Source organism: Njordella aestuarii (assembly GCF_056494165.1).
On the sequence record NZ_CM151397.1, the window covers coordinates 5783398 to 5795383 of the forward strand.

Here is an 11986-nt window from a genome sequence, read left to right on the forward strand (position 1 = left end):
GTCCAGTGGAGCAATCAGAAAGCAGCGACTTGGTTTGGCGGTGGCTTGCGCAACGTTTTAGGCAACGGAAAGACAACTAACTCCTCACGAATCGATTGTTCTCGCACGGTAGCATCAAAGTGTTTTCGCAAAAAGTCGACTGTCGACTGCACGACAGTTTCTGGAGCACTTGCGCCGGCTGTAACCAACACACGGTCTTGAGCGGAAAACCAACTTGTATCAATGTCTTGCGGTCCATCGATCAAGTAGCCCGGCTTGCCGCATTCATCGGCCAATTCACGCAGTCGCTGACTGTTGCTGCTGTTCTTGCTACCCAGCACGATAACCTTGTCGACTTGATCGCTCAAGACTCGCACCGCTTCTTGGCGATTTTGCGTTGCGTAACAAATGTCTTCTTTCGGTGGCCCAATGATCCATGGGAAACGTTCCTTGAGTCGACGGATAATGCGATTCGCGTCATCCACGCTTAACGTAGTCTGAGTAAGGTAGGCCAGTTTTGTATCGGGTGAAAACTCAAGTCGGTCAACATGATCTGTATCTTCCACCAAGATGATCGCTTCGGGAGCCTCGCCCATCGTCCCGATAACTTCGTCGTGACCTTCGTGGCCAATCAGAATAATCGTGCACCCTTCCTTCGCAAACTTGATCGCTTCCAAGTGAACTTTGGTAACTAACGGGCAAGTCGCATCGATAGTCCGCAAGCTACGGTCTGACGCGAACTTGCGAATCTCAGGCGATACTCCGTGCGCAGAAAACATGACCGTCGATTCGTGCGGAATTTCTTCGAGCTGCTCGACGAATACTGCACCGCGTTCGCGAAATGTTTGTACAACGTGTTGGTTGTGTACGATTTCATGGTACACATAGACAGGTGCACCGAAACGTTCGAGGGCTAGTTCGAGGCTTTGGACCGCCATGTTGACGCCGGCGCAAAATCCTCTTGGTGATGCGATTAAGATTTCCATGACTTCATCATATACTTGTTCGAAAACAACGCAACGCTTTTGAATTTCCCCGAGCTTCAGTTGACCGAATCGGCTTCCCACGTCACCGACCGCTTATTGAACAATGAAGATAACGTCATTGTTCAAGCAAATCGCTATTGCCGAAGGCTCGCGAAAACCTCGTACGAAAATTTTTCCATCGCCAGCTTCCTTATTCCCGCCGATTTGCGGCAGGATTTCTACAACATTTACGCGTACTGTCGCTACTCGGATGATTTGGCGGACGAGCAAAACTCGCCCGCTGCCGCCTTAGCAGGGCTTGATGCGTGGCAAAAACAGCTTGAAATAGTCCTGTCTAACCAGCAAAATCCGGTCGAATTGGCGAAAAATAGGACTAGCCCAATCCTAATTGCCCTTTCACATACAATTGGCCAGCGAAAGCTTGCTTCCGGTCCTTTTTTTGACTTGCTGCAAGCCTTTCGCCAAGACCAGTCCAAAATCCGCTATGAGAGCCACGAAGAGTTGATCGAGTACTGTGCGCTAAGCGCCAATCCGGTTGGCAGAATATTGCTCGATCTGGCCCGCGTCTCCGATACAGAATGTTATCGGCGGAGTGACGCTATTTGCACGGGACTACAACTGGCGAATTTTTGCCAAGACATGAAGCGAGACGCAGCGATGAATCGCATCTACATGCCACGCGAACTATGGCGAGCGCACAGCATCTCGGAAGAAATGGTCTTGGCTGGAACTAGCCATCCCTCGCTGCAAAAAGCACTCGCAGCTTGGGTTCGCTACGCACGAGATCACTTTGTCCGCGGCTGGGAACTACAGAAGCACGTCCCTAAGTGGCTAGCCCGCGACGTTCAGCTCTTTGCCGGCGGAGGTTTGGCTGTCTGCGATGCAATTGCCTCGCAGCACTTCGATGTGTGGACTAGAAGGCCTAAAATATCGAAAGCGACCAAACTGCGACTTCTAGTTCGATCGCTTTGGAGTAGCAAGTTCCCTCATTCACAATACTTCAGCCAATATGTTGCCACATCCAAGTGACTCCCTCTGCTTCACTCGCTGAATCGCAAGCCTTTTGTCGTCAGATCGTGGCGCAAAGCCGTAGTAGCTTTCGTCGCTCCTTCGACTTCCTGCGGTCCGACGCGCAAGTCGCAATGCATGCGTTATATGCCTTTGCAAGGCTTACCGATGACCTTGCAGATCACCCGCACGGAGATCCATTGCAAGCTGTTCAATTCGCCAGTGATATCCATCGGTGGCTGGCTCTCATTACTGAACCGGAAGCCGTTCGATTCTGCGAGTTAACAGGTGGTTATGGCCAAGACCATACGTTCATCTCCCTTGCGCAATCTTTTGATAACATACGCATGGCAGTGCAAGACATGGTGGTGCGCTTTGAAGTCCCCCGCGAATACCTTCACGCACTGGTCAATGGAGCAGAATTCGATCTTGCACCTGGCTCACAGATCGAAGATATCATGCAGTTGCAACAATATTGCTACGATGTCGCTTCGTCCGTTGGTCTGGCCTGTTTAAAAATCTGGCGAGGCAACCTTGACGCTTGCGAGACCGCAGCGATCGATTGCGGTTTTGCGTTTCAGTTGACAAACATAGTCCGTGACGTAGCTGAGGATGCGTGCAGAGGCCGAATCTACCTGCCCATAAGCGACCTGCAGAGATTTGGTTGCTCCCGAGATCGTTGGCTTGCACTCGAGCCCGACGGCGAGTGGCGCGATCTTCTACGACTTTACATCGCGACAGCACATGAACACTATGATTCTGCTAAGGTCGTGAAAGACCACTTGCCCAATGACGCTGCGCGAATGTTCTCATTGATGTGGAACTCCTACCGGACACTCCTGGGCTGCGTAGAAGCCAACATAGACGACGTCTGGAGACGCCGAATTCGCTTGCCCTACCTAACCAAAGCCAAACTTTACCTCTCGCACGCAATCACGCCCATCTATGTCAAGTAGTTCCGAAGCCGAAAATGAATTCCTGCTAAAACAGCCGACGCGCGTTGCCGTCGTTGGAGGCGGACTCGCCGGCATCGCTGCATCGTGGGCTTTGTCCGAAGCGAAAATAGCCGTCGATCTATACGAAACAAAATCGCGACTGGCGGGACGAGCTGGCTCGTTTTCAGAACCAGTTAGCAATACGGAATACGACTACTGTCAACATGTCGGTATGCAATGCTGCACCAACTTGACCTACCTGATTGAGCAACTTGGACTGAGTGATGACTGGCGCAAAGTCGATACGCTGCATTTCTTTGATAGCCGCGGGCAGCACGTTCCCATGCGTGGCCTTCCCTTGCCCGCCCCGCTGCATCTGGCTGGACTGCTCTTACGTTGGCCAGGCCTTTTCATTCAAGATCGCATTCAAATAGCATCTGCCATCATTTCCTTATTGAGATTACCAAACACAGCCCCTGAGCTAGACGAACTTGCAATAAACTGGCTCCGTGCACATCGGCAGTCAGAGAATGCCATCGACAAGTTTTGGACCACTATTCTCGTGAGCGCTCTTGGCGAGACCGTTGATCGCGTTGCCTTGCGGCCTGCACGCAAAGTTCTTTTAGAAGGATTTGCAGCCAACCGCTCAGCGTATCAGCTTGTCGTTCCCCAGCGCCCACTTTCGTCCATGTTCGACGAACATGCGTCGAGAATCTTACGGGAAAGGAATGTACGAGTCTACTCAAGCAAAACTGTCGACAAAATTGCACTTTCGCCAACTCACAACCCGACAGTCATAACCAACAATGGCTCGCGAGCCATCTACTCCGCAGTCATTTCCGCTGTTCCATGGTTCTCAGTCGGCCGTATACTTGGCGACAATGCCGATGTTGCGCCTGAGCACCAGCCAAGCGGACTGAAGCCATCTCCTATCACCGGAATCCACACGTGGTGGGATAAGCCTTGGTTGAAAACAACAACTGCCAAGCCGACCGAACTACCTCACGCGATTCTGATCGACCAACTTTGCCAGTGGATTTTTCCGAAGCCGAACTCTTCAAAGACCGAGGACGCCTATTATCAAATCGTGATTAGCGCCTCACGCGATGTTTGCTTTAAGTGCAACGAGGACGTTGAGCATGCCATCAAGCAAGACCTTCGGAAAATCTTCCCTGGCATAATCCAAGCTCGCATGCTCCGCTGCAAAGTGATCACCGACCCTCGTTCGGTATTTAGCGTATCACCCGAAAGCATTCCGCGACGCTGGACAGCAACGCGACTTGCTTCGCAGAAACTGTTCTTTGCGGGCGATTGGACGGCTACCGGTTGGCCAGCGACAATGGAAGGTGCCGTCAAAAGCGGCTTTATAGCTGCGGCGGAAACTGCAGCACTATTCGACAAGAAAATAAACCTCCCACGGCCGAACCTTCCGCACGCATGGTTGATCCGTCTCTTAAACCGCAGTGGTGAATTCTAAAAATCGAGGCAAAATGCAGAGTTTGCCGCAGCGATCACCTTCAATGGGCTTGCCTTACCGCGGTCAACACTTTCTATTTTGCCATTCCCCAGTTTGATGATTTGTTTCCAAAAGGTGCGTTGTGAATTCATCAGGTTCGTCGGTTGCTCCCTCGTGGGTAGCAGATCGTTGCAAGACTTTCTCCTCCAGCGGCATCCGCAAAGTTTTCGACTTGGCAGCGTCGCTAAAGAACCCCTGCAACCTGTCTATCGGTCAGCCAGACTTTGACGTGCCTGAGTCCATCAAGTCGGCCTGTATCGAAGCAATCCAAAAGGGAAAAAACGCATACTCTCCGACGCAGGGCATCGCTCCGCTACGAGACAAACTGCGAAGCCAGATTGGTGCGAAGTATGATCACACCGACCGCGATGTTTTTATCTCGTCTGGCACCAGCGGTGGGCTACTTCTAGCGATGATGGCTATGGTCAATCCGGGCGACGAAGTAATCATCTTTGATCCATACTTTGTGATGTATCCGCCCTTGGTTCGCATGGTTGGTGGCGTGCCGGTAATTATCGACACCTATCCAGATTTTCAGATTGACGTCGACAAGGTTAAGTCAGCAATCACTTCAAAAACCAAAGTGATTCTCTTCAACTCGCCAGCGAATCCCACCGGAGTGACCGCTTCCCGCGAAAATGTCAAAAAACTAGCTGAGCTCTGCCAGGAACATAACATTGCGTTGATCTCGGATGAAATCTACAGCACGTTTTCATTCGATGGGCCGATGGCATCACCAGCCGAATACAATCCCGACACGATCGTCATTGATGGCTTCTCAAAGTCACATGCCATGACAGGCTGGCGTTTGGGATGGGTTCACGGCCCATCTGCAATCATGCAAGAAATGCTGAAGATCCAACAGTTCTCCTTCGTCTGTGCACCGCAACCTGTCCAATGGGCTGGGTTGGCAGCAATGGACTACGACATGTCCCAACACTACGCCGACTACGAGGCGAAACGAGACAAGATCGTTAAAGGGCTAGAGAGCTTCTACGAATTCTCTCAGCCGAATGGCGCTTTCTACCTATTTCCCAAAGCGCCTTGGGGAACTGGTACAGAGTTTGTCACGGAAGCCATCAAGAATGAACTGCTGATCATTCCAGGCAATATATTTTCTGAGAAGGATACACATTTTCGAATCTCGTTTGCCGCGGCCGATGAAACGCTCGACCGCGGTATCGAAATTTTGCGACGCATCGCTAAGCGCTAAAGCGGGTAGCATTTCAGAACTACCCGCATAATGGGACGCTTCGCTTGTTTACTACTTCAACGGCGTAAATAACTGTTGATGTAGTTTGTAGAGTTCGTCGGCAGGAATCTTGATAACCTTCCGATCGTACGATATCAGCCCGTTAATTTCGCCTTCGACGTCGGTTGTCTGAGTGTAAACTCCGCCAGCAACTCCCTGCTTCCGTAGCTCGTTAAGCTTTTCGATCGACGTAATGTAACGTTCCTTGTACTCCGTTTCATCCTTTGGCAAGCCACCATACCCCCAGTTGTCGCGCTGTGCATCCCACAGGTGCCCCTTGATCGGTAGTCCGTGGCCACCGAACTCGCCGACGACTTTTGCAAAATCGTCATAGCCTTTGTTAGCAAAAGGAAAGCTTGGATGGGGATAACTATGCTCGTCGACAACATCTCCAACGGGCCAAAAATTTCCACCACTCGCGATGTTAATCAGACGTGACGGATCACGCTTGGCCGCCCATTTCCCAACTTCCACTGTTCGGTGCTGCCCCCACGCTTCATTGAAAGGTGTCCACACCACGATGCATGGATGGCTTTCTAGGTTATCAATCATTCGTTCGAATTCAACCATGAACTGCTCATGAGCACTATCTGGCCATTCCGCATCTGTCGGATTTGGCTCGAGGTGTGTCCAAGGCGGGTTCTTACCACCGCTGACCTGGTCTTGCCAAACCAACATGCCAACCTGATCGCAGTAGGCGTAGTAGCGGCGTGGTTCGACCTTAATATGTTTGCGGATCATGTTGAATCCCGCAGACTTCAAATAGTCGATATCAAAACGCATTCCCTCATCCGATGGAGGTGTAAGCAGTCCATCCGGCCACCAACCTTGATCCAACGGCCCCCAGTGAAATATCGGCTCACCATTGAGCGTAAACCTCAGATGTCCGGCTGCATCCCGAGCCTTCCCAACAGTTCGAATGCCCGCGTACGATTGCACTTGATCAAGCACTTTCCCAGACGAGTCCAAGAGTTGAACTTCCAAGTCATAAAGCTTAGGCGACGCAGGTGACCAAAGCTTTGCGCCTGCAACCGTCACCGTCACGGAGCCGTTTGACGATTCGCCTGTCGCCACAACACTCCCTGCATCTTTGATTGTTACGCGAATCACTGAAGATGCGGGGCGGCCTTCGACTTCCGCTGCGACCTGGATGGTCGATTCTTCCGCACTTGTCTCGATCTTCAAATCGGTGATTGCTGCCGTCGGTACCTGCTCAAGCCAGACGGTTTGCCAAATGCCGGATACTTGCGTATACCAGATCCCTTCTGGGTTTAACGATTGCTTGCCATTGAGCTGCCACTTCTGGGTTTCGTCACGAACCTTAACAATCAGTTGGTTACTTCCCGCCCGAACGGCTTTGCTGACGTCAACGGAGAACGGATCGTTGCCGCCTTGATGACTTGCGACGTGCTGGCCATTCACATAAATATCACTCAAATAGTCTACCGCTTCGAAGTTAAGTTTTGTGCGAACTTCGTTTACGTTGGAAACGTCGAACTCGCGGTGATACCATAACGCTTCATCGCCATTGAGCATTCGCTGTACGCTGCCAAGCTTCGACTCCAGGCAAAAAGGCACCAAGATCTTTCCGGACCAAGATTCGGGAACTGTATCCTGACTAGACTTGGTAATTGCATAGTCCCAGTTGCCATTTAAGTTTTTCCATTGGTCACGCACCATCTGAGGTCGGGGATATTCGGTCCACGCATTCTCTGGCGTAACCTTTTCACCCCAGCTTGTGATCAAAGCCGACTTGAATGGCGTCGTGTCCCGTTCTGGCTCAGGTAACGTTGGTACATGTTCGCTATCAACTAAATGCACGTCGATAAACTGACCGCCGGAATTCTGATGGCAATGGATTGCCAGCAGATTTGCTCCTGACTTAAGAGCCGCCGCTTTTTCGGCCGCGATCGGTACGACATTGTAGGATGTCGACCATTTTTCAAACTTTGCAACTTCAACTCCGTTGAGATAAACGACGGTATCTTCATCATGATGAATTAGCAGTGCTGGCTTGGCCGGAATCGTTTCGAGATCGAACTCCTTGCGCAACCAGATGTCGTTTGACCGCCAGACTGTCCCAACGCGTGCGGACGGTGTTTGGCGCGTACCGAATCCGCCGGCACCCTGCTCCCACGCAGACGCATCGAACTCTGTTTTGTGCCAGCCGTCAGCGGGCTTTTCAAGTGTATATCGCCACGTATCTACGACCGGAGTCTGTGCTGCCAAGTTTGTCGCAAAAAGTGCGGCAATCGCAAAGCAGCAAATCGCTTGCAGTTTCATGAATAAGGTACCTCTACAAAAGGGGAATTGTGCATTCGCATGCGAACGCGGAGGGAAAATTGTTAATTAAGGAGTCTCAAGGCGATGCATCTCGCCCACTGGCAGTTCGATTCCACCATCAATCAGCAAAGAACTGCCGGTGATGTAGTCGCTGGCGGGATCGCACATAAAGACGACACCGCGAGCTATTTCTTCTGGGTTGCCAAGCCTGCCCCAGGGAAGCTCGCTTCCAAGTGCTTGTATTTTTTCTTCGTCAAAGAATTTCCGCTCTCCCGGTGTGTCGATCCACCCAGGATGAATTGTATTGACACGGATGCGTTTTGCGCAAAGCTCCGTTGCGGCCGTACGAGCCATTTGATCAATCGCCGCTTTCGACATATTGTAGGCCATCGCCCCCGGAATGGGTCGCCAACTGTGAGGAGAACTCACAATGACTATCGAGCCACGAGACTCTTGCCTAATCATTTGATTGGCTGATGCTCGTAGGAGATAGAAAGCTCCCCACATCGTGACCTGCACTGTCTTTTCAAATCCTTTCATGTCGGCTTTGTAAAAGATTTCGCGGTCGCTATACGCTGCATTCGAAACAGCGATGTCTAGTGAACCAAATTCGGCCACCGTTTCGTCCACGATTCGCTCAACTTCTGCCTGAACACCTACATCAGCTTGAGCCAATCGCACTTTGACACCAAACTGACGGCACTGCTCGGCTACTGTTTCGGCAAGGGCTAGGTTTCCGGCAAAGTTAATTGCTACGTTTGCGCCAGCTTTCGCAAGAGCGACCGCAATGGCAGCGCCAATACCGCGGCTTGCACCAGTAACAATCGCGTTTTTACCATCCAGCGGCTTCATTCTTTTGTCCTTAGTACAGCGAGCGGCCCGACGACACAACCAGCTGTTGAAACTTAACGACCCAAGGCCACAATACGAGTTAATCGGCCACAGTTGCGGTGCGACGACGCCTGAAGGGCCAAAAACTCATCTACATGCCGCTGAACTTGTTAAGTTATGTTAGGCGTATCGCGGCCAGATTCAATGAGAATGATCGTCACGCGTATAAGATATATTGTCACCGCTGATATGCTTGACGTGACGTCGATATTCCCCGGGAGTCATCTTCATGCCGCGTCGAAAAACGACATGCATGTATTCCGGATGCTCGAATCCCGCCAATGCTGCGATACGTTCCAGCGAAAGATCGGTGCCAGCCAGGAGATCACAAACTCGTTTGATTTGCACCGAACGAATCTGCTGCTGTGGAGTTCGACCTAAGTGCTTTCGCAACTGACGTTCTAGTGTGCTTCGCGAAACCTTTGCATGTTCGGCAACATCATCGACACTCAACCCCAAGCACGCCTGCTCTCGGATGTATTGTAGTGCTATGGATATTTGCGGATCATCAATCGCCACCACGTCGGTTGACTGTCGCGTCGCGATGCCGACAGGCGAGATCAACTGACCACGTTCGACTTGCACATCCAATTTCATCATCGAGTCCAACAGTTCAGCCGCCCGAAATCCGACTGCTTCCGCGTTTGGAATCACGCTGGACAACGGTGGTGAGCAAATTCGACAAAGCAGCTCGTCATTGTCGACACCTATGACAGCTACGTCTTCTGGGACCACGAGAGACACTTTAGTACACGCATCTAACACATGCTGACCTCGAATATCATTGCATGCCATAACGCCGACCGGTCTTGCCAAACCTCCTAGCCATTGACCAAGCTTGTGTTGTTCATCCTCCCATGCTAGCGCTCCCTCTCCGTGCCAAGATGTGTTATACGCCTGACAAACGTAGCCAGATTCGTGCACTCTTTGCTCAAAAGCAAGCTGGCGGAGCTTGGACCACTCTTCGTTCGCAAACCCGCAGTAGGCGAATCGTTGAAAACCTCGCTCCATCAAATGCTCGGCCGCCATCCTTCCAATTGCCGCATCATCGGATTGAACATGCGCTTCACCCTGATTGCGAAAGCGATCGGTCAGTTCAACGAGCGGAATTCGATTTCCCGCGACGGCTTCCAAAAGCTGCGGAGTTGTAGCACGCGATATTACACCATCGCCGCACCAGTCTTTTAACCACAACGGTGGCTTCGCAGTTAGATCGCGCTGCTCTAAAAACACGGACCAGTCATCGTGAATTCGCATGTATCGAACTACGCCCGCCAACAAGTCGCGCCCATAGCTTGACGATGTTTCAATGATCAGTGCAACGCGGCGTTTCATATTGACTTTGGTGGGACGGGTTCGTCGACACATCTTAGTCTAGATCGCAGGCACGCTAACGCCTAGATAAGCAAAACATGGAGTATGAACGCCGATTTTGCTCACATTTTGACGCACTTTTTTGCAGGATTGACCTGTTTCACAAGCTGTTATTGACAGCCTCGGCAACTGCCGCAATCTTATTAAACGGCGACAAAGACTTATTAACTTACGAGATTCGGATTGTGAGAAGAAGCGAATGAGCGACGAACCATCGGCAGATGAACCAAAAGCCAAAGACCTACCGCCACCACCTGCTGCAAGCTTTGAGGGGATTGTCGAGATGTTTGCGTCTCAAGCGATCGCGTCAATGGGGTTGATGCCAGGCGCACCAGAAGAGCCTCGATTGGATTACTCTAAGTACTTTATTGACCTGCTTGAAGTGCTTGAGCAGAAAACGAAAGGCTCCATCTCGGACGAAGAAGCCAAGCGACTCGAACAGACACTACACTACCTTCGCATGGCCTTCGTTGAAGTCAACAAGTCGAAGTAATAAACGCCATCAACTAGCGAAGACCGGTGGAGTCCTGCGTTTGCTTTCGAAGGTTGGTTCAAATGCAGAAGATTTGCTCCAACCTATTCTCCGCGTCCTCGGCGCCTCTGCGTTTCCAAAACTTTGAATAGCCCAACGCGGACAGGATTAACAAAAGCTTGCAATTATAGTTTCTACGACGGCAGATCTTCTGGCAAAAGAATGAAGGCAGAAGAATGAATCCAGTTCATTCTCTTGCCAAATCGACGTCTCAGCATTTTGTTGCGATCAGCAAAGACAATCGCAATCGTGCAAGATTGCTTAGCTAAGCGAGCGCAACTCTAAGCTCGCTGAGAAACTGGCTTAAGTGAAGACTCTAAGCTAACTTACCGACTATCGAACGGTCGCCGCAGTGCTTCGGCCTTCGACTTTAGCTCGCGAATTCGCTGATAAACGCCGATGGATGCAGTTCAGCATGAATGCTTTCGATCATCGCAGCGTCGATCGTCTCAAGTTCTTGTGCATATCCGACCATCAGTGCCAAGTCGCACAACGAATTGATTCGACGTGGAACCCCATCCGTCAATCGATGAATCAAGTCCACGGCCTCGGTTGTGAATACAGAGGGACGATCTGTCCCCGCCGCCCGCAAGCGGTGCGCTATATAGGCACTCGTATCGTGCAAGGTAAATTGTTGCAGCACGCATTGCACGCTCAGTCGATCATGAAGAGCCCCGTTGCGGTGCACGTGAGCAATCAGGCTTGGCATACCGCAAAGCAAAATTGTCCATGCCGCTTCGCCACTCGATGAACTCGCCGCGATATTAAGCAACTGGCGAAGGGATTCGAGCTGGCTTGATGCGTCCAGCATGTGTGCCTCGTCGACTACCAAGACCGCGTGCTTGCCCTGCTCGCAGTTCTTGATCAAAAATCGTTCGATCGTACTTAGTGCCTTGGAAATACAAAGGGGCTCACCGTTTTCATTCGATGGCTCGCATTTCGCGGCAATCTGTTGCACCATCTGCTCGGCATTCGTGCATGTATAATTTAAGCTGATCACAGGCCCTGCGTGCTCGGGCAACTGCGATTGCAGTCTTTGCAGCAGTAGGCTCTTGCCTATTCCACTGGGCCCTGCAAGTACAGCGGCCGCGCGGCGATGCTCGATTGCGTAGCGTAATTTAAGCAACGCTGCCTGATGAAGCTCAGACGGATAGTAAGCCTCTGCCGAGAAAGTGTTCTCAAACGGCCTTTTCGATAGTTTCCAGTGGGATTCGTACATCCGTAGACTCT

The 11986-nt window shown here is 51.3% G+C and carries 10 protein-coding genes; 5 read left to right on the top strand and 5 right to left on the bottom strand.

What is annotated here, in order from left to right:
• Positions 1-14 precede the first annotated feature (14 nt).
• Positions 15-965 (bottom strand): 4-hydroxy-3-methylbut-2-enyl diphosphate reductase, encoded by a 951-nt coding sequence (gene ispH / locus SH451x_RS22590; RefSeq protein ID WP_479359462.1) that lies wholly within the window; start codon positions 963-965, stop codon positions 15-17.
• Between the two features lie 15 nt (positions 966-980).
• On the opposite strand from ispH, the gene hpnC reads away from it, so the two are divergent.
• The 4 genes from hpnC (at position 981) to SH451x_RS22610 (ending at position 5637) form a co-directional block, all read left to right on the top strand.
• On the top strand, positions 981-1994 hold the full coding sequence (hpnC, locus tag SH451x_RS22595; RefSeq protein ID WP_479359463.1) for a squalene synthase HpnC: 1014 nt from the start codon (positions 981-983) through the stop codon (positions 1992-1994).
• Positions 1991-2929, top strand: coding sequence for a phytoene/squalene synthase family protein (locus SH451x_RS22600; protein WP_479359465.1), 939 nt, complete (start codon positions 1991-1993; stop codon positions 2927-2929). The genes hpnC and SH451x_RS22600 overlap by 4 nt, the downstream gene beginning before the upstream one ends.
• Entirely contained in the window at positions 2919-4385 is a 1467-nt protein-coding gene (gene hpnE / locus SH451x_RS22605) for a hydroxysqualene dehydroxylase HpnE (protein ID WP_479359467.1), read from the top strand. The genes SH451x_RS22600 and hpnE overlap by 11 nt, the downstream gene beginning before the upstream one ends.
• 121 nt (positions 4386-4506) lie before the next feature.
• On the top strand, positions 4507-5637 hold the full coding sequence (locus tag SH451x_RS22610; protein ID WP_479359468.1) for a pyridoxal phosphate-dependent aminotransferase: 1131 nt from the start codon (positions 4507-4509) through the stop codon (positions 5635-5637).
• A 51-nt stretch (positions 5638-5688) separates the two neighbouring features.
• Here SH451x_RS22610 and SH451x_RS22615 read toward each other — a convergent pair whose 3' ends face one another.
• The 3 genes from SH451x_RS22615 to SH451x_RS22625 all read right to left on the bottom strand — a co-directional run bounded on the left by SH451x_RS22615 (position 5689) and on the right by SH451x_RS22625 (position 10185).
• On the bottom strand, positions 5689-7959 hold the full coding sequence (locus SH451x_RS22615) for a glycoside hydrolase family 2 protein (RefSeq protein ID WP_479359469.1): 2271 nt from the start codon (positions 7957-7959) through the stop codon (positions 5689-5691).
• A gap of 66 nt (positions 7960-8025) precedes the next feature.
• Complete coding sequence (locus tag SH451x_RS22620; RefSeq protein WP_479359470.1) at positions 8026-8811, bottom strand: SDR family NAD(P)-dependent oxidoreductase; 786 nt, start codon at positions 8809-8811, stop codon at positions 8026-8028.
• 180 nt (positions 8812-8991) lie between these two features.
• A complete protein-coding gene (locus SH451x_RS22625) occupies positions 8992-10185 on the bottom strand; it encodes a XylR family transcriptional regulator (RefSeq protein WP_479359471.1) in 1194 nt (397 codons plus the stop codon).
• A 238-nt stretch (positions 10186-10423) separates the two neighbouring features.
• Between SH451x_RS22625 and SH451x_RS22630 the strand changes: the two genes are divergently transcribed.
• The gene (locus SH451x_RS22630) at positions 10424-10717 is read left to right on the top strand and encodes a DUF1844 domain-containing protein (protein WP_479359473.1); all 294 of its coding nucleotides are present in this window, start codon (positions 10424-10426) and stop codon (positions 10715-10717) included.
• A gap of 409 nt (positions 10718-11126) precedes the next feature.
• Here SH451x_RS22630 and SH451x_RS22635 read toward each other — a convergent pair whose 3' ends face one another.
• Complete coding sequence (locus SH451x_RS22635; protein ID WP_479359474.1) at positions 11127-11975, bottom strand: ExeA family protein; 849 nt, start codon at positions 11973-11975, stop codon at positions 11127-11129.
• Between the last annotated feature and the right edge of the window lie 11 nt (positions 11976-11986).